At 66.4% G+C, this 25346-nt stretch carries 21 protein-coding genes; 10 read left to right on the top strand and 11 right to left on the bottom strand.

Annotation, left to right across the window (positions count from 1 at the left end):
- Positions 1 to 134 precede the first annotated feature (134 nt).
- Complete coding sequence (locus OSH07_RS05765) at positions 135 to 2420, bottom strand: NADP-dependent malic enzyme (protein ID WP_266337662.1); 2286 nt, start codon at positions 2418 to 2420, stop codon at positions 135 to 137.
- A 91-nt stretch (positions 2421 to 2511) separates the two neighbouring features.
- Positions 2512 to 2700, bottom strand: coding sequence for a hypothetical protein (locus OSH07_RS05760; protein WP_266337661.1), 189 nt, complete (start codon positions 2698 to 2700; stop codon positions 2512 to 2514).
- A gap of 348 nt (positions 2701 to 3048) precedes the next feature.
- Between OSH07_RS05760 and cysS the strand changes: the two genes are divergently transcribed.
- From cysS to cimA, 3 genes are read left to right on the top strand one after another with little or no spacing between them, the layout of a single operon-like run.
- The gene (cysS, locus tag OSH07_RS05755; protein ID WP_266337660.1) at positions 3049 to 4560 is read left to right on the top strand and encodes a cysteine--tRNA ligase; all 1512 of its coding nucleotides are present in this window, start codon (positions 3049 to 3051) and stop codon (positions 4558 to 4560) included.
- Between the two features lie 46 nt (positions 4561 to 4606).
- Positions 4607 to 4819, top strand: coding sequence for a CysS/YqeB C-terminal domain-containing protein (locus tag OSH07_RS05750; protein ID WP_266337659.1), 213 nt, complete (start codon positions 4607 to 4609; stop codon positions 4817 to 4819).
- A complete protein-coding gene (gene cimA, locus OSH07_RS05745) occupies positions 4816 to 6420 on the top strand; it encodes a citramalate synthase (protein ID WP_266337658.1) in 1605 nt (534 codons plus the stop codon). Before OSH07_RS05750 ends, cimA begins: the two co-directional genes overlap by 4 nt.
- A 47-nt stretch (positions 6421 to 6467) precedes the next feature.
- Here cimA and OSH07_RS05740 read toward each other — a convergent pair whose 3' ends face one another.
- Positions 6468 to 7244 (bottom strand): TetR/AcrR family transcriptional regulator, encoded by a 777-nt coding sequence (locus OSH07_RS05740; protein ID WP_338149868.1) that lies wholly within the window; start codon positions 7242 to 7244, stop codon positions 6468 to 6470.
- On the opposite strand from OSH07_RS05740, the gene OSH07_RS05735 reads away from it, so the two are divergent.
- Positions 7228 to 8373, top strand: coding sequence for an FAD-dependent oxidoreductase (locus OSH07_RS05735; protein ID WP_266337657.1), 1146 nt, complete (start codon positions 7228 to 7230; stop codon positions 8371 to 8373). The two genes, OSH07_RS05740 and OSH07_RS05735, sit on opposite strands and share 17 nt — an antisense overlap.
- A 24-nt stretch (positions 8374 to 8397) precedes the next feature.
- Here OSH07_RS05735 and OSH07_RS05730 read toward each other — a convergent pair whose 3' ends face one another.
- Positions 8398 to 9003, bottom strand: coding sequence for an LOG family protein (locus tag OSH07_RS05730; RefSeq protein ID WP_266337656.1), 606 nt, complete (start codon positions 9001 to 9003; stop codon positions 8398 to 8400).
- Positions 9004 to 9232: 229 nt separating this feature from the next.
- Here OSH07_RS05730 and OSH07_RS05725 point away from each other — a divergent pair, with 229 nt between their 5' ends.
- From OSH07_RS05725 to pssA, 4 genes are all read left to right on the top strand, one after another.
- Positions 9233 to 10885 carry a LysM peptidoglycan-binding domain-containing protein gene (locus tag OSH07_RS05725; RefSeq protein ID WP_266337655.1) on the top strand — a complete coding sequence of 551 codons (1653 nt, stop codon included), beginning with the start codon at positions 9233 to 9235 and terminating at the stop codon, positions 10883 to 10885.
- Between the two features lie 134 nt (positions 10886 to 11019).
- The gene (locus OSH07_RS05720; RefSeq protein WP_266337654.1) at positions 11020 to 12957 is read left to right on the top strand and encodes an ABCB family ABC transporter ATP-binding protein/permease; all 1938 of its coding nucleotides are present in this window, start codon (positions 11020 to 11022) and stop codon (positions 12955 to 12957) included.
- A 260-nt stretch (positions 12958 to 13217) separates the two neighbouring features.
- Positions 13218 to 13919, top strand: coding sequence for a phosphatidylserine decarboxylase (locus OSH07_RS05715; protein WP_266337653.1), 702 nt, complete (start codon positions 13218 to 13220; stop codon positions 13917 to 13919).
- Between the two features lies 1 nt (position 13920).
- Positions 13921 to 14754: a CDP-diacylglycerol--serine O-phosphatidyltransferase gene (pssA, locus tag OSH07_RS05710; RefSeq protein ID WP_266337652.1), complete on the top strand. Its 834-nt coding sequence runs from the start codon at positions 13921 to 13923 to the stop codon at positions 14752 to 14754.
- Positions 14755 to 14861: 107 nt separating this feature from the next.
- Here the strand turns inward: pssA and OSH07_RS05705 are convergent, their stop codons facing one another.
- A complete protein-coding gene (locus tag OSH07_RS05705; RefSeq protein WP_266337651.1) occupies positions 14862 to 15053 on the bottom strand; it encodes a hypothetical protein in 192 nt (63 codons plus the stop codon).
- A gap of 183 nt (positions 15054 to 15236) precedes the next feature.
- Here OSH07_RS05705 and puuE point away from each other — a divergent pair, with 183 nt between their 5' ends.
- Both puuE and parC read left to right on the top strand, forming a co-directional pair.
- On the top strand, positions 15237 to 16148 hold the full coding sequence (gene puuE / locus OSH07_RS05700; RefSeq protein ID WP_266337650.1) for an allantoinase PuuE: 912 nt from the start codon (positions 15237 to 15239) through the stop codon (positions 16146 to 16148).
- 62 nt (positions 16149 to 16210) lie between these two features.
- On the top strand, positions 16211 to 18469 hold the full coding sequence (gene parC, locus OSH07_RS05695; protein WP_266337649.1) for a DNA topoisomerase IV subunit A: 2259 nt from the start codon (positions 16211 to 16213) through the stop codon (positions 18467 to 18469).
- A 156-nt stretch (positions 18470 to 18625) separates the two neighbouring features.
- Here the strand turns inward: parC and OSH07_RS05690 are convergent, their stop codons facing one another.
- The 6 genes from OSH07_RS05690 to OSH07_RS05665 all read right to left on the bottom strand — a co-directional run bounded on the left by OSH07_RS05690 (position 18626) and on the right by OSH07_RS05665 (position 25093).
- Positions 18626 to 19384 carry an arginyltransferase gene (locus OSH07_RS05690; RefSeq protein WP_266337648.1) on the bottom strand — a complete coding sequence of 253 codons (759 nt, stop codon included), beginning with the start codon at positions 19382 to 19384 and terminating at the stop codon, positions 18626 to 18628.
- Between the two features lie 81 nt (positions 19385 to 19465).
- Complete coding sequence (locus OSH07_RS05685; RefSeq protein ID WP_266337647.1) at positions 19466 to 19966, bottom strand: RDD family protein; 501 nt, start codon at positions 19964 to 19966, stop codon at positions 19466 to 19468.
- 87 nt (positions 19967 to 20053) lie between these two features.
- On the bottom strand, positions 20054 to 21310 hold the full coding sequence (locus tag OSH07_RS05680) for a threonine ammonia-lyase (RefSeq protein ID WP_266337646.1): 1257 nt from the start codon (positions 21308 to 21310) through the stop codon (positions 20054 to 20056).
- A gap of 15 nt (positions 21311 to 21325) precedes the next feature.
- On the bottom strand, positions 21326 to 22672 hold the full coding sequence (locus OSH07_RS05675; protein WP_266337645.1) for a branched-chain amino acid ABC transporter permease: 1347 nt from the start codon (positions 22670 to 22672) through the stop codon (positions 21326 to 21328).
- Between the two features lie 43 nt (positions 22673 to 22715).
- Positions 22716 to 23735 (bottom strand): porphobilinogen synthase, encoded by a 1020-nt coding sequence (gene hemB, locus OSH07_RS05670; RefSeq protein ID WP_266337644.1) that lies wholly within the window; start codon positions 23733 to 23735, stop codon positions 22716 to 22718.
- A gap of 95 nt (positions 23736 to 23830) precedes the next feature.
- Positions 23831 to 25093: a hemolysin family protein gene (locus OSH07_RS05665; protein WP_266337643.1), complete on the bottom strand. Its 1263-nt coding sequence runs from the start codon at positions 25091 to 25093 to the stop codon at positions 23831 to 23833.
- Positions 25094 to 25346 lie beyond the last annotated feature (253 nt).

The following is a 25346-nucleotide window of genomic DNA, read 5'->3' as shown; positions in this document are numbered from 1 at the left end:
TTGGCTCTTTTCGGGAGGGAAGGTGCCACGAAGAAGAATGGCCGGCCCAATCTGGGCCGGCCATGATTTAGATCAGGTTGACGCGTGCCTGCCCATCCGCATCCGCATGCGCATGCGGGTGTCGGGCGCCTCGATCAGACGCTCTGCGCCTCCACGGCGGCCAGCGCCGTCATGTTGACGATGCCGCGCGACGTCACGGACGGCGTCAGGATATGGGCAGGCTTGGCGGCGCCGAGCAGGATCGGGCCGACATGCAGCGCGTCGGTCATCACCTTGACGACGTTCATCGTGATGTTGGCGGCGTCGAGGTTCGGGAACACCAGGAGATTGGCTTCGCCGGTCAGCTTCGACTTCGGCATCACGCGGGCGCGCAGCGTCTCGGAAAGCGCCGAGTCGCCGTGCATCTCGCCATCGACCTCGAGCTCGGGCGCCGTCTCCCACAGGATCTGCGTCGCCGCCCGCATCTTGGCGCTCGAGATGTTGTCGCGCGAGCCGAAGTTGGAGTGCGACAGCATCGCCGCCTTCGGGGTGATGCCGAAGCGGCGGATGTGGTCGGCGGCGAGCCGGGTCACTTCCGCGATTTCCTCCGCCGTCGGGTTCTCGTTGACATAGGTGTCGGTGAGGAACGTCGTCGCGCCCGAACTGATCAGCAGGCTCATCGCCGAATAGGCGTGGCTGCCCGGCCTGAGGCCGATGACGTCGCGGATGACGCGGAAATTGGTGCGGAACTGGCCCTCGAGACCGCAGAGCAGCGCATCGGCATCGCTGCGGATCAGCGCCAGCGCGCCGATGACGGTCGAATTGGTGCGGACGATGGTGCGCGCCGCTTCCGGCGTGATGCCGCGCCGGCCCATCTTGTCGAGATAGAGCTCGACATACTCGCGATAGCGCTTGTCGTCCTCGGGATTGATGATCTCGCAATCCGTGCCCGGTTTGAAGCGCAGGCCGAAGCGCTTGACGCGGGTCTCGATCACCGAGGGGCGGCCGATCAGGATCGGCTGCGCCAGGCCGTCTTCCAGCGCCACCTGGGCGGCGCGCAGCACGCGCTCGTCCTCGCCATCGGCATAGATGACGCGCTTCACGTCCTGCTTGGCGGCCGCCACCATCGGCTTCATCAACAGGCCCGACTTGAAGACGAAGCGGGTCAGGCGGTCCATATAGGCGTCGAAATCGGCGATCGGCCGCGTCGCGACGCCGGATTCCATCGCCGCCCGCGCCACCGCCGGCGCGATCCGCAGGATCAGGCGCTGATCGAAGGGCGACGGGATCAGGTAGTCCGGTCCGAAGGTGAGCTGCACGCCGCCATAGGCCTGCGCGGCGATGTCGGACGGCTCCTCCTGGGCGAGGGCTGCGATCGCGTGGACCGCGGCCTGCTTCATCTCCTCGTTGATCGTCGTCGCGCCGACGTCGAGCGCGCCGCGGAAGATGTGAGGAAAGCAGAGTACGTTATTGACCTGATTGGGGAAATCGGAACGGCCGGTGCAGATCATCACGTCGGGCCGCGCGGCGCGCGCGTCGTCCGGCATGATCTCCGGCTTCGGATTGGCGAGCGCCAGGATCAGCGGCCGCTCGGCCATGCGGGCGACCATGTCGGGCTTCAGCACGCCGGCGGCGGAGAGGCCGAGGAAGACGTCAGCGCCGTCGATGATGTCGGCGAGCTTCCGCTTGTCGGTCTTCTGGGCGAAGACGGACTTCCACGGGTCCATCAGCGCCTCGCGGCCCTCGTAGACGACGCCCTCGATGTCGGCGACCCAGATATTCTCGAGCTTCGCGCCGAGCGCGACCATCTGGTTCAGGCAGGCGAGCGCGGCGGCGCCGGCGCCCGAACAGACGATCTTCGCTTCCGATATGGGCTTCTGCTTCAGCTTCAGACCGTTGATGACGGCGGCGCCGACGATGATCGCCGTGCCGTGCTGGTCGTCATGGAAGACGGGGATCTGCATCCGCGCGCGCAGCTTGCGCTCGATCTCGAAGCATTCCGGCGCCTTGATGTCTTCGAGGTTGATGCCGCCGAAGGTCGGCTCCAGCGCCGCCACCACGTCGACAAAGCGATCGATGTCGCGTTCGTCCACCTCGATGTCGAACACGTCGATGCCGGCGAACTTCTTGAAGAGGACGGCCTTGCCCTCCATCACCGGCTTCGAGGCGAGGGCGCCGATGGCGCCGAGGCCGAGCACGGCGGTGCCGTTGGAGATGACCGCGACCAGATTGCCGCGGGCGGTATAGTCGAAGGCCTTGGCAGGGTCCTTCTCGATGGCGAGACAGGGGGCCGCGACGCCCGGCGAATAGGCGAGCGCCAGGTCGCGCTGATTGCCGAGGGGCTTCGTCGCCCGGATCTCAAGCTTTCCCGGTTGTGGGAAGCGGTGAAAGAACAGCGCGCTCTCGTCGAGATCGGCGCCGGCCGGGCTTTTGTCGGTCATTGTCTTGCCTGCGAACGATACGGATGGTGGGCAGCTTGCCTGCCGCGATCCGTCGTAGCCGATCAGGGCCAGCGAGGCGAGCGATTGAATGTCAGAATGAGGCGAAGCCGGCGCGGTTGGCTGCTACGCCGCAGGCGACGCCCTTGCTCATGCACATGCTGAGGGCGGACGCGCGCGGATCCCGGATGTCGGTGTGGGTCGGGCGCTGGACCATTTCGGCGAGGCCGATACCGATCAGCGTCGCAAAGAGGGTGACGGCGAAGAACGAACGAGTGGCCATGACGCAATACTCCAAAAGCCGGTCGATGCTCGGATCCTGCGCCCCCGCCGCTGAACCCGACCTGAAACCTGCGTTCAGATATCGTTCGGAATAATTGCGATTTGATTAAAATTGTCCCGATCTTAGGGTTTTGGTGACGTTGATGGCGGGACTGTGGATGGCTTCCGCCTTGACGCTTCGTCCGAATTCCGTCATCACGCTGGCATGACGGCTTTTCCGCGTTTCAACGGCATTACCTGCTGCGGGATTATTACCGGCTAGCGCTCGCTGGCTGAGGCCGTTCCTCTGTTCCGTTCCGATAGAGATGAACGCCTTGGCAGGCGGGCTTTTGTTCATCGGGATCGTTCAATGACGCTGCGCCTCTACAATACGCTGACGAAGGACAAGGACGAGCTGAACCCGCTCTTCCGCGATCCCGCTACGGGCAAGCCGCATGTTCGCATGTATGTGTGCGGTCCGACGGTCTACGATTTCGCTCATATCGGCAATGCGCGGCCGGTCATCGTCTTCGACGTGCTGTACCGCCTGCTGCGCCATGTCTATGGCGCCGATCACGTCACCTATGTCCGCAACATCACGGACGTCGACGACAAGATCAACGCGCGCGCCGCCGTCGACTATCCCGACCTGCCGCTGAACGAGGCGATCCGGCTGGTCACGGAAAAGACCGACGCGCAGTTCCAGGCGGATGTGGCGGCGCTCGGCTGCTTGCCGCCGACCGAGCAGCCGCGCGCCACCGAGCACATCGATGGCATGAAGGCGATGATCGAGCGGCTCGTCGAGCGCGGCGTCGCCTATGTCGCGGAAGGCCATGTGCTGTTCTCGCCCTCGGCGATGGACGCGCTCAACGGCAAGCTGCCGCGCTATGGCGCGCTCGCTCGCCGTTCGCTCGACGAGATGTTGGCCGGGGCACGGGTTGACGTAGCACCTTACAAGAAGGAGCCGATGGATTTCGTGCTCTGGAAGCCTTCGGCCGACAACGAGCCGGGCTGGCCGTCGCCGGCCGGCATCGAGGGGCGCGGCCGTCCCGGCTGGCACATCGAATGCTCGGCCATGTCGATGGCGAAGCTTCTGGAGCCGTTCGGCGGTGGGCTTTCCTGCGACGATCCGCAGAAGAACACCTTCGACATCCATGGCGGCGGCATCGATCTCGTCTTCCCGCACCACGAGAACGAGATCGCGCAGTCCTGCTGCGCCTTCGACGCGCCGTGCATGGCCAATATCTGGATGCATAACGGCTTCCTGCAGGTCGAAGGCGAGAAGATGTCGAAGAGCCTCGGCAACTTCGTCACCATCCGCGAACTGCTGGAAACCGGCAGCTTCGGTTCGAATGTCTGGCACGGTTATGTGCTGCGCTTCGCCATGCTGACGACGCATTACCGCCAACCAATCGATTTCACCGCCGAGCGGCTGGTCGAGGCGCGCAAGCAGCTCGCCGACTGGATCGATTTCGTCATCGGCGCCGACCCGGGCGACAGCGACGAGCCGCCGGCAGAGCTAGTGGAGAAGCTGGCCGATGATCTGAACTTCTCCGAGGCCAAGGCGCTGATGGCGGCCTGGGCGCGGCAGAAGGGGGACGTCGAGGCGGCGACCAAACTTTCGCGTTCGATGCGCTTCCTCGGCCTCTGGAATGGCGAGGCTTCGGCCGAGATCTATTCTTACGGCCATGCCGTGACGGACGGTCCCGCCGACGCGGAGATAGAAGCCTATATCGCCGCCCGTCTCGACGCGCGCCGCTCCAAGAACTTCGCCGAGGCGGATCGCATCCGCCAGGTGCTCGACGGCATGGGCATTGCGCTCAAGGACGCCAAGGATCCGGCGACCGGCGAGATCGTCACGACGTGGGAGGTGAAGCGCTGACGGCCTGAGGCCGACCACGCCATCCCCAACAGGAAAGCACACCAAGATGACCCAGATTCCGCTCGACGAAGACCTGATCGATCAGTTGATCGCCGACCGCATCGCCGCCCGCCAGGCGAAGGACTTCGCCAAGGCCGACAGCATCCGTAAGCAGCTCGACGCCATGGGCCTCGTCATCATCGACGGCAAGGACGAGGTGACCGGCGAGTTCTGGACGACATGGGACCGCAAGGCGGCGCCGGAAGAAGACGCGGAATGACGAAAGAGCGCCTCTATCTTTTCGATACGACGCTGCGCGACGGCGCGCAGACGAATGGCGTCGACTTCTCGGTCGAGGACAAGGTCCTGATTGCCGACCTGCTTGACCAACTCGGCGTCGACTATGTCGAGGGCGGCTATCCCGGCGCCAACCCGACCGATACGCGGTTCTTCTCCGAGAGGCGCACAAAGCGGGCGACCTTCACCGCCTTCGGCATGACCAAGCGGGCAGGGGTCAGCCTCTCCAACGATCCCGGCGTCAACACGCTGCTCGCTTCCGCATCGGACGCGATCTGCTTCGTCGCCAAGAGCTGGGACTACCAGGTCAAGGTCGCGCTCGGCGCCACCGAGGAAGAAAACCTCGACGGCATCCGCCAGTCGGTCGAGGCGGCGATCGCGGCCGGCAAAGAAGCGCTTGTCGATTGCGAGCACTTTTTCGACGGCTACAAAGCCAATCCGGCCTATGCGCTGGCCTGCGCCAGGACGGCCTATGACGCCGGCGCGCGCTGGGTCGTGCTGTGTGAGACCAATGGCGGCACGCTGCCGGAAGAGGTCGAGGCGATTGTCCGCGAGGTCGCCAAGGTCATTCCGGGCGATCATCTCGGCGTGCACGCCCATAATGACACCGAGCAGGCTGTCGCCAATTCGCTGGCCGCCGTGCGCGGCGGCGCGCGCCAGATCCAGGGCACACTGAACGGCATCGGCGAGCGCTGCGGCAACGCTAATTTGACCTCGATCATCCCGACGCTGATGCTGAAGCCGTTCTATGCCGACCGCTTCGAGATCGGCGTCTCGACCGAGTCGCTGCGCGGGCTGACGGCGCTTTCGCATCGTTTCGACGAGATCGTCAACCGCGCGCCCAACCGTCAGGCGCCCTATGTCGGCGCCTCGGCCTTCGCCACCAAGGCGGGCATCCATGCCTCGGCCATCGTCAAGGATCCGAGCACCTACGAGCATGTGAAGCCGGAGCAGGTCGGCAACCATCGCCGCGTCCTGGTCTCGGACCAGGCCGGCCGCTCGAATCTGCTGGCGGAACTGGCGCGGCTCGGCATCTCGGTCGACAAGAGCGATCGCCGCCTCGACGCGCTGCTCGCCGAGGTGAAGGAGCGCGAGGCGGTCGGCTATTCCTATGAGGGCGCCGACGCCTCGTTCGAGCTGCTGGCCCGGCGCACGCTCGGGCACGTGCCGGACTATTTCACCGTTGAAAGCTTCCACGTCACCGTCGAGCGCCGCTTCAACGCGATCGGCAAGCAGATCTCGGTCTCGGAGGCCGTGGTGAAGCTGATCGTCGGCGGTGAGCGGCTGCTGACGGTCGAGGAAGGCAACGGCCCGGTCAACGCGCTCGACCGAGCGCTGCGCAAGGATCTCGGCGTCTATCAGGACATCATCCGGGATCTCGAGCTGATCGACTACAAGGTCCGCATCCTGAACGGCGGCACGGAGGCGGTGACGCGCGTGCTGATCGAGACGCGCGACGGCACCGGCGACAGCTGGATGACGATCGGCGTGTCGGAAAACGTCGTCGACGCCTCCTTCGAGGCGCTGCTCGATTCGATCATCTACAAGCTGATCCGCGCCGGCGCGAAGCCCGTCGCCGCCTGAACGAGCGGGGCGCCCGCACGGGCGCCCTTCGCCGCAGCCGGGCGAATCTATTGGATGGCAGCTATGCCCGCCATGATGAGGTCGACGCCCGCAAGGAACTGCTCGCGGTCGTCATGGTCGCGCATCTGCGCCGCCACATGACGCAGGAACGGATATCCGGAGGCCGACAGCGCAGACCATCGATCGGCGACTTCGCCGAGAAAGGCTGACCGATCCGTCCGCTCCTCATCGCGCGCCATGCGCGCGTGGGCGGCGTTCTGTCCCCCGACGCCGATGACGTAGCTGAGCAGGGTCGAAGCGGCGTCGAACTGCGCCCGTTCCGGCACGCCAAGCGTTTGCAGCCGTCCGCCAATTCCCTCGAATACCAGCAACAGTGCCGGCCGCCACGGCTCGCGCGTCAGTTGGGCGCCGACCCAGGGGTGGGCGTCGATCGCATCGAACACGCCCAGAGCGATAGCCCGGATCGCCGCGCGCGGCTCCACTTCCGGGACGATGCCGGTCATGACGCGGGCGACAATCTCGTCGGTCGCCGCCGCCAGCAGCTCGCCCTTATCGGCGACGTGCCAGTAGATGGCGCCGCTTCCCGTCGCCAGTCGCGCCGCCAGCGCGCGAAATGTCAGCGCGGTCTCGCCGTCGGCGTCGAGGATCTCGATCGCCGCTTCGACGATCCGCTGCTTCGAGAGCGCGTCGGCGCGCCGTTCGGTTCGAGGGGGTTCGGTTTTCATGCCGGCATCTTGACATGCATGGAACGCCATTCCAATTACGATGTATGGAACGTCGTTCCATTCTGATCCTGAAAGGAACTCGATGATGGCAGCGGTCACGATCGTCGGCGCGGGCCTGGGCGGCCTAACCCTCGCACGCGTCCTTCACCTCCACGGCATCCCGGCGACAATCTATGAGGCGGATCCCTCGGCTGGCGCTCGCGCCCAGGGCGGTATGCTCGACATTCACGAAGCGGACGGGCAGGGGGCGCTGCGGGCGGCGGGGCTCTATGATGCGTTTCGTGCCCTGGTGCATGAGGGCGGCGAGGCGACGCGTGTGCTCGATCGGGACGGCACCGTCCTGCTCGACCAGCCGGACGACGGCACGGGCGGGCGGCCCGAGGTGCTGCGCGGTGAGTTGCGGCGGATCCTGCTCGAATCCCTGCCGCCGGGCACGATCCAGTGGGGCAGGAAACTCGTCGCCATCGCGGCGCTGGGCGGAGGCCGGCATGAACTCGGCTTCGCCGACGGATCGAAGGTCGTGGCCGAAGCGCTCGTCGGCGCGGACGGCGCGTGGTCCAGAGTGCGGCCCCTGCTGACGGACGTGAAACCCGACTATATCGGCACGAGCTTCGTCGAGACCTATCTGCACGATGCCGACGCACGGCATGCCGCCACGGCCGAGGCGGTCGGTGGCGGCGCGCTGTTCGTGCTGGCGCCGGGCAAGGGGATCTTTGCCCATCGTGAGCCGAATGGAATCCTGCACAGCTATATCGGGCTGAAGCGCCCCGAGGCGTGGTTCGACGCCATCGACCTTGCCGATTCCGATGCGCTGATGGCGCGGGTCGCCGCGGAGTTCGAGGGCTGGGCGCCGGCGCTGACCGCGCTGATCACGGAAGGCGAGACCGCGCTGGTGCTGCGGCGGCTGTATGCGCTGCCGGTCGGGCTGAAATGGGAGCGCGTGCCCGGCGTTACGCTTGTCGGCGATGCCGCGCACCTGGCGCCGCCGGCCGGCGAGGGCGCGAACCTGGCGATGCTGGACGGCGCTGAACTCGGCGAGGCGATCGTGGCGCACGCCGGCGACATCGAGGCCGCCTTCGCCGCCTATGAGGCGGCGATGTTCCCGCGCAGCGCGTCGGAAGCCGCGGCTGCCCATCAGGTGCTGGCGCTTTGCCTCGGCGAGCGCGGACCCGCGGGCATCGTCGACTTCCTCACCGGCGCGCGCGAGCCGCTCGTGCCCGCACCCTAGCCGCTTCGGAAGAGGGCCGATCGCTCAGAGGTCGGCGATCGGCATCGGCTCGACGACGGGCGCCGGCTCGACCGTGCGGGCAATCGCTTCGCGCAGCTTCGGCAGCACCTGCTCGGCGCTGTCGACGACGAGGTAGTTGACTTCGAAGCCGCGCCGGATGAAGCCGGAATCGGCCATGTGTCGCAGAAGCGCGATCAGCGGATCCCAGAAGCCATTGATGTTGGCGATCAGCACGGGCTTGCGGTGGCGGCCGAGCTGGGCCCAGGTCATCATCTCGACCAGCTCCTCGAGCGTGCCGATGCCGCCCGGGAGGGCGACGAAGGCGTCCGAACGCTCGAACATCATGCGCTTGCGCTCATGCATGTCCTCCGTGACGATCAGTTCATGCGCCGTTTCCAGCATCACTTCGCGTTCCTTCAGGAACTGCGGGATGATGCCTGTCACATGGCCGCCGGCGGCCATGACCGAGCGGGCGGTAATTCCCATCAGGCCGATGGCGCCGCCGCCATAGACGAGGCCGAGGCCTTCCTGGCCCATGAGATCACCGAGACGCTCGGCAAATTCGGCATAGACGGGTCGATCTCCGGTGGAGGAACCGCAGTAGACGCAAATCGAGGAAAGCTCTGTCATAGGGCCTTCCTCGCATCCGTGGCGGCGACCGTCAAGCGGTCGGCAAATGCGTCACAGAGCCTCGGAAACTGCGGTTTCGCTGCCTTGTCGCGCGGGGGAAAGCAGGTATAACAGTTTCGTGAGATGCCGGGGAAACAGCCAGGGAATCGGCGGATCCGGCAGGGGAATGAGTGCCCGCCGGGCGCGGAACGCGAAACCGTTCCGTTTTGAGCGACAGGTTTGAGCATCGATGGCTGAAAATACACCCTCCGGGCCGAAGACTTCCGGCCGCGTCGCCGGCGTCGTGGCGATTGCCGCTATCCTGGTCGGGGGCTACTACGGCCTTGTCGTCAAGCCGAGTTCCACGCCGGGCGCCGGCTCCACGGCTTCGGCGGACGCCAAGTCTGCAGATTCCAAGTCTGCGGATGCGAAGCCGGCTGCTGATTCCGGCACCGCCGACGCCTCCAAGACTACCGATACATCCAAGGCAGCCGAGGCCGACAAGCCCGCCGACGCGCCCAAGCCGGCTGACGCGGCTTCGAATGCCACTGCCGATGCTTCGGGCGCCGCGAAGCAGGCCGAGGCGCCGGCCGAGAGCGCCGCTCCGAGCTTCGACATCGTCCGCGTCGAGCCGACCGGCGAGACCGTCGTCGCCGGCCTCGCCGCGCCGAAGGCTAAGGTCGAACTGCTGGACGGCTCCGCGCCGATCGCGACCGCCGAGGCTAATGAGCGCGGCGAATGGGCTATGGCGGTGGAGAAGCCGCTCGCTGCAGGCACGCACGACCTTTCGATCCGCACCACCTCGGCCGACAAGAAGACCGAGACCCTTTCCGAGCAGACCGTCGCCGTGCAGGTGCAGGAGCCGGGCAAGGGCGAGGCGCTCGTCGTCCTGAACACGCCGGACGCCGCCAGCAAGGTCCTGCAGAAGCCGGATGCCGGCGCCGAGACCAAGGTGGCCGCCGCGACGCCGGAACCGGCTGTGCCGCAGGCGGGGGGCACCGCGACCACGACCCCGGAGGCCGCCGCGAAGCCCGAGACCGCCGCGCCCTCCGCCGCTGCGCCGGACGCTGCCGGCAAGGCCGAGGCGGCCGGCACGGATGCGGCGAAGACCGAATCCGCCGGCACCGAGACTGCAAAGGCGGAGGCGCCCAAGGCCGACGCGTCGGCCAAGGCGGGCGATACGCTCGCCGCTTCCGACAAGGTTGCCGCACCGGCGGACGCCGCTGCGCCTGTCGCCGGTTCGACGGAGCAGGCTGCCCCGGCGACCGGTGCCACCAAGACTGACGTCGCCAAGGCAGAGTCCCCCGCCTCCGACGCGCCCAAGGCCACCGAAGCAGGCTCCGACGCGACGAAGACCGCCGATGCGGCTCCTGCCAGCACCGAGCCCAAGGTCACTGTCGATGCTGTCGAGGCTGAAGACGGCAAGACTTTCGTCGCCGGCTCGGCCAAGACCAATGCGCCGGTTCGCGTCTATGTCGACGACAAGCCGGTTGGCGAGGCAAAGCCGGGTGAAGGCGGTCGCTGGCTGCTGGAGACGCCGAAGTCGATCGAGCCGGGCCGTCGCGTCGTACGCGTCGACCAGGTCGATACCAGCACCGGCAAGGTGGTCGCCCGCGCCGAGGTTCCGTTCGATCGCACCGCCGATGTCGCGGCGCTGTCGCCGGTCGTGGCGGGCGGTGGCGGCGCAGGTGGTGCATCGGCGGACGGCAGCGTGCCCGCGCCGCAGAATGTCATCATTCGCCGCGGCGACAATCTCTGGAGCATTTCGCGCCGCCTCTATGGCCGCGGTATCCGCTTCTCGACGATCTACGAGGCGAACAACGATCAGATCCGCAATCCCAATCTGATCTATCCCGGCCAGACCTTCGTGTTGCCGACCGGCGACGCGAACTGGACGAACTGAGCCGCAAGCACCATGTGAGCGGAGCGCGTCATCGCGCGCTCCCGTTTTCCACCGCGCCCGGGCAGGCTCCGAGGCGCGGTTTTGCCGTTGCGCCAGCGCGCGGCGGCAGTCCGCCATGATCTGGAGAGACGCCAATGAGCGCGAACAACAGCGCCACCCCGCAGCCTGCCAAGGCCGTGCCGGACGAAGATAAGGACGCTACCGCGTTCTCCACCATCGCCAGCCTCTGGCCCTATATCTGGCCGAAGGACCGGACCGATCTGAAGCTCCGGGTCGCCGGCGCGCTCGTCATCCTGGTGCTGGCCAAGGTGCTGACGGTCTGCATCCCGTTCCTCTACAAATGGGCGACCGATGCGCTCGTGGCGCCGGCCAATGCCGCTGGCGACAAGGGCGGCCTCGCACTGATCATCACCGTGCCGATCATGCTGGTGGTCGCTTATGGCGTCGGCCGCATCCTGCTCAACGCCTTCAACCAGATGCGCGACGCGCTGTTTGCGCGCGTCAGCGAGAACGCGATCCGCAAGCTCGGCCGGCGCGCCTTCGTGCACATGCATCGCCTGTCGCTGCGCTTCCATCTGCAGCGCCGCACCGGCGGCCTGTCGCGGACGATGGACCACGGGATGAAGGGCATCGACTCGATCGTCGACCACATCATCCTAAACACCTTCCCGACGCTGCTTGAGTTCCTGCTGGCGGCCGTGGTGATCGCCTGGCAGTTCAACCTGACCTATGTCGCTGTCATCGCCGTCACCATCGTCGCCTATGTCTGGTTCACCATCGTCGCCTCGAACTGGCGCATCGCCATCCGTCGCGAGATGAACGCCTCCGACACGGACGCCAACGCCAAGGCGGTCGACTCGCTTCTGAACTACGAGACGGTCAAGTATTTCGGCAACGAGCAGATGGAGGCCGAGCGTTACGACCGCTCGCTCGCCCGCTACGAGGCTGCCTCGATCAAGACCTGGACGTCGCTCGCCTGGCTGAACTTCGGCCAGACGGTGATCTTCACCACCGGCATGACCATCTGCATGGCGCTCTCCGGCGCGGCGATCATGCGCGGCGAGCAGACCATCGGCGATTTCGTCATGATCAACGCATTGCTGGTTCAGCTCTCGTTCCCGCTGAACTTCATCGGCACGGTCTATCGCGAACTGAAGCAGGGCCTCGCTGATGTCGAGGCGATGTTCCGGCTGCTCGACATGCCGGAAGAGGTGCAGGACAAGCCCGGCGCTCCGGCGCTCGTCGTCAAGCAGGGTGCCGTTCGCTTCGAGAATGTCTCGTTCCACTACGACCCGGCGCGCGAAATCCTGAAGGGCGTCGATTTCGAGGTTCCGGCCGGCAAGACGGTCGCCATCGTCGGTCCGTCCGGCGCCGGCAAGTCGACGATCTCGCGGCTGATTTTCCGCTTCTACGACGTCACCGCCGGCCGCATCACCATCGACGGCGTCGATATCCGCGAGGTGCAGCAGGCGAGCGTCCGCGCCGTCATCGGCATGGTTCCGCAGGACACGGTGCTGTTCAACGACACCATCGCCTACAATATCGGCTATGGCCGGCCGAGCGCGACGCGCGAAGAAGTCCGCGAGGCCGCGCAGATGGCGCAGATCGGCGCCTTCATCGAGTCGCTTCCGGAAGGCTATGATTCCGAGGTCGGCGAGCGCGGCCTGAAGCTCTCCGGCGGCGAGAAGCAGCGCGTGGCGATCGCCCGCACGATCCTGAAGGCGCCGCCGATCCTGGTGCTGGACGAGGCGACCTCGGCACTCGACACGCATACCGAGCGGGAAATCCAGGGCGCGCTCGATCGCGTGTCGTCCGGGCGCACCACGCTGGTGATCGCACACCGGCTTTCCACAGTTGTGACCGCCGACGAGATCATCGTGCTGGAGGCCGGCCGGATCATCGAGCGCGGCCGCCACAACGAACTGATGCAGAAGGGCGGACTTTACGCTTCCATGTGGAATCGCCAGCGCGAAGCGGACGAGGCGGCCGAGCGCCTGCGCCAGGTCCAGGAGACCGATACGCTGGGCGTCGTGGTGCGCGGACAGAAGGCCGGTCTGGAAACCGTCGGCTAGGGTCCTCTCCATTTCGGGGGGGCGTCAGAATCTTCATCTCTCCCCGAGCGAGAGATCGGAGCGAAGCTCCGGGTGAGGGGGTAGGGAACGATCCGGCTGAGGCCGTAAACCCTCACCCGCCGCACTGCGTGCGTCGACCTCTCCCTCAGGGAGAGGTGAGTGCGCCCCGTTTCGACAGCGGGAAAGGGCATGGGGCGGCTTCACTCGCCGGCCCATCCGTGATTTACCGGACGCAGCTTATTCAGGAGACAGGGCAAAGCATGGATTCTGTGCTGAAATCGATCCGGGCGAATTTCGTGCCGATTCATCGCGAGGGATATCCCTTCATCGCGATCCTCGCCTTCGTCTCGCTGTTTCTGGGCTGGCTCTGGGGGCCGTTGTTCTGGCTCGGCCTGATCCTGACGGCTTGGTGCGTGTATTTCTTCCGCGATCCGCCGCGCGTGACGCCGATCGATCCGGATCTCGTCATCAGCCCGGCCGATGGCCGCGTCTCGGCGGTCGGTCCGGTCGTGCCGCCGCCGGAGCTCGAGCTCGGCACCGCGCCGCGCGTGCGCATCTCCGTTTTCATGAACGTTTTCAACTGCCACGTGAACCGCGCCCCGGTCGCCGGCCGCGTCCAGCGCATCGCCTACAAGCCCGGCAAGTTCCTGAATGCCGAGCTCGACAAGGCGAGCGAGGACAATGAGCGCAACGGCCTCGTGATCGAAGGCGCGCATGGTTCGCTCGGCGTGGTCCAGATCGCCGGCCTCGTCGCCCGCCGCATCGTCTGCTTCACGCGCGAAGGCCAGCAGCTCGCCGCCGGCGAGCGCTTCGGCCTGATCCGCTTCGGCTCCCGCCTGGATGTCTATCTGCCCGAGGGCGCCGTTCCGCTCGTCGCCGAGGGCCAGACGGCGATCGCCGGCGAGACGGTGCTGGCGCGCTTCGGCGCGGCGGGTGGGGCGACCGGCGTGCGGATCGACTGAGATGGAAACCATCTTTCCGCCGTTCGACCCCGATGACGAGGAGGGCCATCGGCCCCGGCTGCGGCAGGTTCGCCAGATCCCGATCCGGATGATCCTTCCCAATCTGGTCACGCTGCTGGCGCTTTGCGCCGGCCTGACGGCCATCCGCATGGCGATCGAGGCGCGCTATGGCGAGGCGATCGCGATGATCGTCGTCGCCGCCGTGCTCGACGCCATAGACGGGCGCGTGGCGCGGCTGCTGCGCTCGACCTCGCGCTTCGGCGCCGAGCTCGATTCCCTGACCGACTTCGTCAATTTCGGCGTCGCGCCGGCGATCCTGCTCTATGTCTGGGCGCTGGACGAGGTCCGCTCGCTCGGCTGGATCGCGGCGCTCGTCTTCGCCATTTGCGCCGCGCTGCGGCTCGCGCGCTTCAACGTCTCGATCGACAATCCGAACAAGCCGGAGTGGCAGGCGAACTTCTTCGTCGGCGTGCCGGCGCCGGCGGGGGCGCTGCTCGTCCTGCTGCCGGTCTATCTCGAATATCTCGAACTGCCGCACGGCCGCTTCACCGCGCCGGTCGTGGCGGTCTACACGATTGCGATCGGATTGCTGATGGTCAGCAGCCTGCCGACCTGGTCGGGCAAGAAGTTCGGCGCCCGCGTTTCGCGCGAGGTCGTGCTGCCGCTATTCGTGCTGGTGGTGGTGCTGGCGGCCTCGCTGCTCAGCTATCCCTGGCATGTACTGACGGCGGGCGCGATCGTCTATCTCGGGGTGCTGCCGGTCGGCTGGCGCGCCTGGCGCAAGCATGAGCGGGAGGATCGCCTGGCGGCGAGCATCGGGGCGGATAGCCCCTAGCGGCATCCGCTCGTTGCACCGTGCGATCCCTCGGCTGCGAGCAAAAGAAAAAGGCCCGATCAACGCTTCCGCGGATCGGGCCTTTTTTCTATCTGCGTCTGAAGATGTCAGCCGTGGCTGGCGACTGCCTGCATGCGTTCGCCGAACGGGACATGACCGAAATCCGTATTGGCGCTGCTCGGCGCCATCAATTCGAGAACGCGGCGCATCTGGGCGATCTGGAGATCCAGCGCCGCCATGAAGCGCGGATCATCGGCCGGGAGGCTGGCTGCCTGGAACTGCGGGTGCGCGGACTGCATCGGGTCTTCCTCGGGCAAGGGCGGCAGCTGCGGTCGCTACCAATTGTCTTGAATTTGAGCCATGTAGGTTAACGTCCTGTGAATCGGCGGGCCGTGTTAACGCTGAAATTGCAGGCTTGCCGCGACACCCGGGCTTTGGTGGTGCGGCGACGATAACCATTCCGCCAGCTTACCGGGAACAGCATGACGACTTCCTATCCGCGCGACCTCATCGGTTATGGCCGCAACACTCCCGACCCGAAATGGCCGGGCGGCGCGAACGTGGCCGTGCAGTTCGTCGTCAATTACGAGGAGGGTGGCGAGAGCAACATCCTCGATGGCGACAAGGCCTCGGAATCGCTGCTTTCGGAGATCGTCGGCGCGCAGCCCTGGGTCGGCCAGCGCAACCTGAACATGGAATCGATCTACGAATATGGCTCGCGCGCCGGCTTCTGGCGGCTGTGGCGGCTGTTCACCAGCCGGCAGGTGCCGGTCACCTGCTATGGCGTGACGCAGGCGATGGCCCGCAATCCCGAGGCGGTCGCCGCCATGAAGGAGGCGGACTGGGAACTCGCCAGCCACGGCCTGCGCTGGCTCGAATACAAGGACTTCTCCGAGGAGGAGGAGCGTCGCCACATCCACGAGGCGATCCGCCTGCACACCGAGGTCGCCGGCTCTCGGCCGCTCGGCTTCTACCAGGGCAAGCCGTCAGACCACACGCTGAAGATCCTGATGGAGGAGGGCGGCTTCCTCTACACCTCCGACAGCTATGCCGACGACCTGCCCTATTGGGTGAAGGGGCCGAACGGCCCGCACCTGATCATTCCCTACACGCTCGAAACCAACGACATGCGCTTCGCCACGCCGCAGGGCTTCAACTCGGGCGACCAGTTCTTCACCTATCTGAAGGACGCGTTCGACGTGCTCTACGAGGAGGGCGAGCAGGGCGCGCCGAAGATGATGAGCGTCGGCCTGCACTGCCGCCTCGTCGGACGGCCGGGACGCGCCGCGGCGCTCGCCCGTTTCGTCGATTACGTCGCCTCCAAGGAGAAGGTCTGGATTCCGCGCCGGATCGACATCGCCTGGCACTGGCACGCGCACCACAGGCCGGCATGAAACGGCGGCGGCCGGCCAGTTTTCCTTGAATCGGCGGAATTCAGCGGATACTCCCATCAGGCATGGGAAAAGCGCTGATTCCGCCGGATGGCGGCCATGTCGAAAGCATCAATCTCCGCGAGGCGCTGGAAGAGCGCTACCTCGCCTACGCTCTCTCGACCATCATGGGTCGGGCGCTGCCGGATGCGCGTGACGGCCTGAAGCCGGTCCACCGCCGCATCCTCTACGGCATGCACCTGCTGCGGCTCGATCCGAACTCGGCCTTCAAGAAGTCGGCCAAGATCGTCGGCGATGTGATGGGCTCGTTCCATCCGCATGGCGACCAGTCGATCTACGACGCGCTCGTGCGCCTCGCGCAGGATTTCTCCTCGCGCTATCCGCTCGTCGACGGCCAGGGCAATTTCGGCAACATCGACGGCGACGGCGCGGCGGCCTACCGCTACACCGAAGCGCGCATGACCGAAGTCGCGCAGATGCTGCTCGAAGGCATCGACGAAGACGCGATCGACTTCCGCGAGAACTATTCCGGCGACCTGAAGGAGCCGGTGGTTCTGCCGGCGAGCATCCCGAACCTGCTCGCGAACGGCACCTCGGGCATCGCCGTCGGCATGGCGACCTCGATCCCGCCGCACAACATCGCCGAGCTCTGCGACGCGTCGCTGGCGCTGATCAAGAACCCCGACGCGACGGCCGAGGATCTCGTCCAGTACGTGCAGGGACCGGACCTGCCGACGGGCGGCATCATCGTCGACACCCGCGCCCAGATCACCGAGGCCTATCGCACCGGCAAGGGCGGCTTCCGCGTCCGCGCGCGCTGGCATGTCGAGGACCAGGGTCGCGGCACCTACCAGATTGTCGTCACCGAGATCCCCTATCAGGTGCAGAAGTCACGCCTGATCGAGAAGATCGCCGAGCTGATCCAGACGCGCAAAGTGCCGCTGCTGGCGGATGTGCGCGACGAATCGGCCGAGGACATCCGCGTCGTGCTGGAGCCGCGCGCCCGCACGGTCGATGCGGCGCTGCTGATGGAATCGCTCTTCAAGCTCACCGAGCTCGAGAGCCGGATCTCGCTCAACATGAATGTCCTTTCGAAGGGCATCGTGCCGAAGGTGATGAACCTCTCGGAGGTTCTCCGCGAATGGCTGGAGCATCGCCGCGAGGTTCTGGTGCGCCGCTCGGCCTTCCGCCTGGCGCAGATCAAGCACCGGCTCGAAGTGCTCGAAGGCTATCTCGTCGCCTATCTCAACCTCGACGAGGTGATCCGGATCATCCGCTACGAGGATGAGCCGAAGCAGGAACTGATCAAGACCTTCTCGCTGACCGACCTGCAGGCCGAGTCGATCCTCAACATGCGGCTGCGCTCCCTGCGCAAGCTCGAGGAATTCGAGATCCGCAGCGAGCACGAGAAGCTGTCGGCCGAGATGGCGGAGATCGAGGCGCTGCTCGGCTCCGAGGACAAGCAGTGGAAGACGGTGGCCTGGCAGATCAAGGAGGTCCGCAAGACCTTCGGGCCCGAGACGCCGCTCGGCAAGCGCCGCACCGGCTTCGCCGATGCGCCGGAGCATGACGTCGAGGACATCCAGCAATCGATGATCGAGCGCGAGCCGATTACGGTGGTGGTATCCGAGAAGGGCTGGATCCGCGCGCTGAAGGGCCATGTCAGCGACTACACGACGCTGACCTTCAAGACCGACGACGGCCTGAAGATGGCCTTCCACGCCGAGACGACGGACAAGCTGCTGGTGTTCTCGACCGGCGGAAAGTTCTACACGCTGGGCGCCGACAAGCTGCCGGGTGGTCGCGGCCATGGCGAGCCGATCCGCCTGATGGTCGACATGGACAATGCGCAGGACATCGTCACGGTTTTCGTGCACAAGCCCGGCCGCAAGCTGCTGCTGGCCTCGACCGATGGTCGCGGCTTCATCGTGCCGGAGACCGAGGTGATCGCCAACACCCGCAAGGGCAAGCAGGTGCTCAACGTCGACGGCACCGAGGAGGCGCGGATCTGCGTCGAGGCTGCGGGCGATCTCGTCGCCATCATCGGCCAGAACCGCAAGTTCCTCGTCTTCCCGGCCGAACAGGTGCCCGAGATGACGCGTGGCAAGGGCGTCCGCCTGCAGCGCTACAAGGATGGCGGCCCGGCCGACGTCCGCATGTTCTCGACCGCCGACGGGCTGACCTGGATGGATTCGTCCGGCCGCAGCTACACGCGCACGGCCGAGGAGCTGAAGCCCTGGATCGCCGAGCGCGGCCAGGCCGGCCGCCTGCCGCCGGACAAGTTCCCGAAGACCAATAGTTTTGGAACGCCGCCGCTGAAATAGGTCGGCAGCCCCTCACCCCAGCCCTCTCCCGCCAGCGGGAGAGGGGGGGGGCGCTGCGGCGCCTGTTGAGGCTTGAGGTTCACGAAGTACGCCGGCCCAAGAGACCTCGCCCGCTGGCGGGAGAGGGTTGGGTGAGGGGCTTACTTCAAACCTTGATCACTCGCCGCCCGGGCCCACCGGCTCCCATCCGCGGGGACCAAGGTGCTCCTGGGGCTTGAAGCGGGCCTTGTAGGCCATCTTCTTCGAGCCATCGACCCAATAGCCGAGATAGACATAGGGCAGGCCCATCCGCCCGGCGCGGCGGATGTGGTCGAGGATCATCAGCGTGCCGAGCGAGCGGTCGATCAGGTCGGGCTCATAGAACGAGTAGACCATCGACAGGCCGTCCGAGAGCAGGTCGGTGAGGGCGGTCGCGACCAGCGGACCCTCGCCTTCGCCGGTGATGGCGGTGTCCGGCCCACGGAAGCGGTATTCGACCAGGATGGTGTCGACATGCGTGTCCTCGACCATCATGGCGTAGTCGAGCACGGTCATGTCGGCCATGCCGCCCTGCGAATGGCGGGCGTCGAGATAGGCGCGGAAGAGCGAATACTGCTCCGAGGTCGGGGCGGCCGCGACGCGGGTGCCGATCAGGTCGCTGTTCTTCTCCAGCACGCGGCGGAAACTGCGCGTCATCACGAACTGGTCGACGGGGACGCGGATCGAGACGCAGGCCTTGCAGGCCTCGCAGGCGGGCCGATAGGCGATGTTCTGGCTACGGCGGAAGCCGCCCTGGGTCAGCACCTCGTTCAAGGCCGAGGCCTTGTCGCCGACGAGATGCGTGAACACCTTCCGCTCCATCTGGCCCGGCAGATAGGGGCAGGGCGACGGCGCGGTGAGGAAGAACTGCGGCGTGTCGGTCGAGTGATGGGTCATCGCACAACGGGGCCGGACGATTCAGGCATCATCGAACGATAATACGCGAGCAGCCGGTGCCAATAGTAAATTCTGCAGGACTCAGCGGCGCGTCCGCACCAGCGGGTCGTTGTTCAGGATCACCGTGCCGAGGAGCATGTCCTGCAGCAGGCGCTTGCGGTTGGAGAACAGGCCGACCAGCAGGACGAGCGGCGTCAGCACCGACATGGAGAACCAGAAGATCAGCGCATGGGCGGCCGCGATGATCGGGCCGATGCGCTGGCGGTCGGTGCTGCGGATCGCGACGCCCATCATCCGCATGCCGGGCGTCGCCGCCTTGGGGCCGCCCAGCGTCAGCGCGATGTAGAGCAGCGCCACGATCGCGAACAGCGGTAGCGCGAACAGAAACCAGCCAATGCCGAGCGTCACCACGCCGATCGCGAAGATGACCAGCGCCGCCAGCGCGAGGAAGACGCCGATCAGGATTGCGTCGACGATGCAGGCGAAGAACCGCTTCGACAGCACGCCATCGAAGAGTTCCGGCTCGCGCGCCGGGTCGAAGACCAGGCCATCCGAGCGGTAGGCGTCGTCATAGTGCGTCATGGCGATTTCCTGGCCCCGTCCCATGGTTAATCAAATGGGAAATGCTGCTCCTTCATACAAGAAGAGATGCTCTCGTGCTGCCCGGGATCAGGGCGGATCCATGCGCTCCACCGAATAGTGCTTCGCCTCGAGGGCGGCGACGATCTCGGCCGCATGCTCGGGGCCGTGCGTCTCGAATGTCACGTCGAGGCTGGCGCCCTTCGCCGGCACGCTCAGCAGGTGGCGATGATGCGAGACTTCGAGGATGTTGCCGCCGCACTCGCCGATCGTCTCGGCGATGTCGGCGAGCACGCCCGGCCGGTCGGGAATGGTCATCCGCACGGCGACGATCCGTTCGGACCGCGCCAGTTCGCGCACCATGATGGAGGCGGCGAGGCGCGGATCGATGTTGCCGCCGCAGAGCACCAGGCCGACGCGTCGTCCGCGGAAGCGTTCGGGATCGGCCAGCATGGCGGCGAGGCCCGCGGCGCCGGCGCCTTCCGCCATTGTCTTCTGCAGCGTCAGATAGGCGTTGACCGCGCGCTCGATCGTCGTCTCCGGCACCAGCACTACGTCGTCGACATGGCGGCGGGCGATCTCCAGCGTCAGCTTGCCGACATTCTTGACCGCGATGCCCTCGGCCAGCGTGTTGCCGCCGCATTCGCCCTCGACGCCGTCGAGCGCGGCGCGCATGGACGGATAGAGCTCGGTCTCGACGCCGATCACCTCGGTTTGCGGCGAGAGCGCCTTGGTGGCGATGGCGATGCCGCCGATCAGGCCGCCGCCGCCGACCGGCACGAGGATGCAGTCGAGGGGAGGGCCGTCCTCCAGCATTTCGAGCGCCACCGTGCCCTGCCCGCGGATGACGTGCGGATCGTCATAGGGATGGACCCAGACCGCGCCGGTCTCCTGCGCGATGTTCGCGGCGATCGCCTGGCAGACCGCGAGCGTCTCGCCCTCGACGACGACCTTGGCGCCGAACGCCTGGGTCGCCTCGACCTTCACGAAGGGAGTGGTCTTCGGCATCACGATGGTGGCCGGGATGCCGAGCCGCTGTGCGTGGTAGGCGACGGCCTGGGCATGGTTGCCGGCCGACATGGCGACGACGCCGTTGGCGCGCTCCTCCGGGGTCAGCGACAGCAGCTTGACCAGGGCGCCGCGTTCCTTGAAGGCGGAGGTGACCTGCAGGTTCTCGTACTTGACGTAGACCTCGGCGCCGGTGAGGCGCGACAGGCGCGGCGCAGGCAGGAACGGCGTCCGGATCAGGACGCCGTCGATGATCCGCGCGGCGTCGCGAATGTCCTCAAGGGTCGGGATGGCCTGGGGGGAGGGCCGCGACGTGTCTTGGCTGGACGCTTCTTGCATGGAGGTCTCCGAAACTCAGGATAGTCGGGTGCCGCGCCCTTCCTCCAGCGCCTTGCCCAGCCCCATGAGGCCGTTGGGACGCAGCAGGAAGAGCAGCGTGAGCACGCCGAGCACGACGATGTCGCGCGATGTCGAATCGAAATAGGCAGACCACGCCGTCTCCAGCGTGGCGATCAGCAGGCCGCCGAGCACGGCGCCGAGCAGGGAGCCGGCACCGCCGACGAGGCTCGCGAGTAGCGCCTTCAGTCCGACCATCAGGCCCATGGAAAAGCTGATCGTGCCATAGCTCAGAGCCAGCACCAGCCCGCCGCCAGCCGCGAGCGCCGAGGCGAGGATGAGCGTGACGGCGGTGACCGCGCCCGTATTGATGCCGGCGAGGCGCGCCATCACCGGGTCGTCCGCGACCGAGAGCCAGGCCCGACCGAATCGCGAAAGGCGCATGAAGGCGAGGACCGCCGGCAGCACGATCAGCGCGACCAGGATGATCACCAGCCGCATCTCCGGCACGACGACGGGGAAGGCGCCCGCCGTCAGGATCACCGGCGTGTCCAGCATCGGCTCGACCCAGATCTCGCGCGCGCCCTGGCCGAGGCGGAGCATTTCCGACAGCGCGATTCCGAGACCGATGGTAGCGATCATGAAGGCGCGGTCCGGACGGTCCGCGAGCGGCAGCACGACCGTCCGCCCCACCAGCCAGCCCCAGAGCGCCGCGAGCGAGACCGCGCAGGCGACGGCGAGGGCGAGCGTCGCGAAGGGGCCGAAGGAAGGGATCCCGACTGCCGCCACGATGCCGAAGATGGCGCCATAGCCGCCGATCACCGTGATCTGGCCGAAGGCCATGTTGATGCGCCGGATCAGCCCGTAGATGAGGGCGAAGGCGAGGGCGAGCGGCGAATAAAGCGCCGCGAGGTTCAGAATGTTGGTCACCTGCTGGAGCGCGAAGCCGACAGCCTTCGGCGGCGCCCAGGACAGCAACTGGATACTCTCCGGCTGCCAGTTCGTCTCGGCCACGGCGCGATCGATGAAATCGTCCCGCGACAGGAACCAGCGATAGAGCGTCAGCAATTCCCGTTCCGACAGCGCGCCGTCATAGCCGCGCACGCCGATGACATCGCTCCGGCCGGGCTCCAGCATGCCGCCGCCAAAGGCGCAATCGACATAGAGCGGCAGCGCCATGCCGGGCACGCTGTAGTTCACCCGCACCGCATGGCTGACGCCGACGAGCGGGATCACCGACTGGATCGAGACCTTCTGGTTCTCGGGCGCGACGGCGGTGGCGACCGCAACGCAGATCTTCGCCTGCTGGCGGTCGACGTCGCCGCAGGCGGAAAGCAGCGCGGCGGCGCAGAAGAGGAGCGCCATGATCGCGGCCGATCTTGCGGCCCCCCTCATCGGCGCGCCCCGCTCAGCGAGGAAGCAGCGGCGCGACGAGCGGCGCGAAGTAGGTCAGCACGCCGTCCGCCCCCGCCCGCTTGAAGGCTGCGAGGCTTTCGATGAAGGCGCGCTCGCCGTCGATCCAGCCATTGCGGGCGGCCGCCTGCAGCATCGCGTATTCACCCGACACCTGGTAGGCGAAGGTCGGCATGGCGAAGGTCTCCTTCACCCGCTGCACCACGTCCAGATAGGGCATGCCGGGCTTGACCATGATCATGTCAGCCCCTTCCTGGATGTCGAGTTCAACCTCGCGAAGCGCCTCGTCGGTATTGCCGAAATCCATCTGGTAGGTGCGCTTGTCGCCGATCAGGGTTTTCGAGGTGCCGATCGCGTCGCGGAACGGGCCGTAGAAGGCCGAGGCGTACTTGGCCGAGTAGGCCATGATCTGGACGTCGAGGAAGCCCGATTCGTCCAGGACCTCGCGGATCGCCGCGACGCGGCCGTCCATCATGTCGGACGGCGCGATGACATCGGCGCCGGCTTCGGCCTGGCGCAGCGCCTGCTGGACCAGCAGGGCGACACTGGCGTCGTTGACGATTCGGTCGCCTTCCATCACGCCGTCATGGCCGTGGCTGGTATAGGGATCGAGCGCGACGTCGGTGATCAGGCCGATCTCCGGCACCGCCGCCTTGATGGCGCGGCAGGCCTGGCAGACGAGGTTGTTCGGATTGAGCGATTCGGAGCCGGTCGGATCGCGCAGCGACGGCTCGGTGAAGGGGAAGAGCGCGATCGCCGGAATGCCCAGCGCCGCCGCCTTCTCGGCCTCCACCACCGCCTGGTCGACCGAGAGGCGCTGCACGCCCGGCATCGAGGCGACGTCCTGGCGAACATTCGTGCCCTCGATCAGGAAGATCGGCCAGATCAGGTCGTTGACCGTCAGCAGCGTCTCGCGCACGAGCCGGCGCGACCAGTCCGCCTTGCGATTGCGTCGAAGGCGGCGGCCGCCCAGGATCGCGTTCATGTCGGGCGGCGTGAAGGTGTGACGGGTCATTCTTGTTTCCTTGGATGCGCGGCAGCGGGACGTTAGCACCGGCAAAGCCGGCGGCAAGCGCCGCGCTGTCGCGCCTCCCGATGGAGTGGAGCGACTTAGCTGTCGCTCTTGCGGACGAGTACCTTGTCGATCCGGCGGCCGTCGAGGTCAACCACCTCGAAGATCCAGCCTTCATAACTGAAGAACTCGCCCGGCACGGGGATGTGGCCGAGATGGTGCAGCATGAAGCCGGCCATCGTGGCGAAGTCCTCGTCCTTGGCGAGGGATCGCAGTCCCAGCGTCCGCTCGACGCTGTCGATCTGCGCGCTGCCGTCGATCAGCCACGAGCCGTCGGCGCGCTGCGTTGCGTCAGGGACGTCGTCGCCCTCGTGCTCCGGCATGTCGCCGGCGATCGCCGTCAGGATATCCATCGGCGTGACGACGCCCTGGAAGCTGCCATACTCGTCGAGGACGACGGCCATGTGGACGTTCGAAGTCTTGAACCGGTCGAGGACCTTCAGGATCGCCATCCGCTCGTCGACATAGAGCGGCTCGCGGATGATCGCCTCGATATCGACGGTCTGGCCCTTGTAGATCTGCTCCAGCAGGTCCTTGGCGTGGACGATGCCGATGACAGCGTCGATCTCGCCGCGGCTGACCGGAAAGCGCGAGTGGCCGGATTCGATCACCGTGTTGCGGTTCTCGCTCGGCGGATCCTCGATATCGAGCCAGACGACGTCGGGCCGGGCGACCATGATTGTGCGCACCGGACGGTCGGCGACGCGGATTACCGCCTCGATCATCTCGCGCTCAGCCTGGTGGAAGACGCCGGCCTCGGCGCCTTCGGCGATCATGGTCTTCACCTCTTCCTCGGTGACACCACGCTCGTCATTGCCCTGCTTGCCGATGAGGCGCAGCACCGTGTCCGTCGACAGGCGCAGGAACCAGACCACGGGCAGGGCGATGCGGGCGAGCATGCCGACGGGACGCGCCACCAAGCAGGCCAGCCGCTCGGGATTGGTCAGCGCCAGCCGCTTCGGCACCAGTTCGCCGGCGATCAGCGAGAAATAGGCGAGGCCGACCACGACGATGACGGTCGCGATCGTCGAGGCGCGAGCGCCGAGGCTCGGGAACTCGTACATCAGGAAGTCGGTAAGCGGCGTCGCCAGCGCTGCCTCGCCAAAGGCGCCCGACAGGATGGCGACGAGCGTGATGCCGATCTGGACGGCGGAGAGAAACCCGGTCGGATCTTCCGCCAGGCGCAGGGCCGTGGTGGCGCCGCGGACGCCTTCATTGGCCATGAACTGCAGACGGGCGGGGCGGGATGAAACGACGGCGATCTCGGAAAGCGCGAAGAAGCCGTTGAATGCGATCAACACAGCGATGATCAAAAGGTCTTGCCAGGGCATGTGCGGTTAGCGCGCGGCAATCATTGAGAAGGGTACCATCTTATCCGTTTGGACAAAGAAAAAGGGCTGGCCCGCCGAACCGCAAGGTTCCGCTCCAGAGCAAAGCTTCGCAAAGACTATCTAGACATGCGGTGGATCATATAGAACGCGCCGGCTTCTCGCCAGCGGAGAGATGAGGCCATCATCTCGTCTGAAAGACGCCACCGGCGAATGAGGTGGGGAC

The sequence above is a fragment of the Kaistia nematophila genome (assembly GCF_026343855.1).
In the GTDB taxonomy this organism is placed as follows: domain Bacteria; phylum Pseudomonadota; class Alphaproteobacteria; order Rhizobiales; family Kaistiaceae; genus Kaistia; species Kaistia nematophila.
This window is presented reverse-complemented; position numbering and strand designations above follow the sequence as displayed.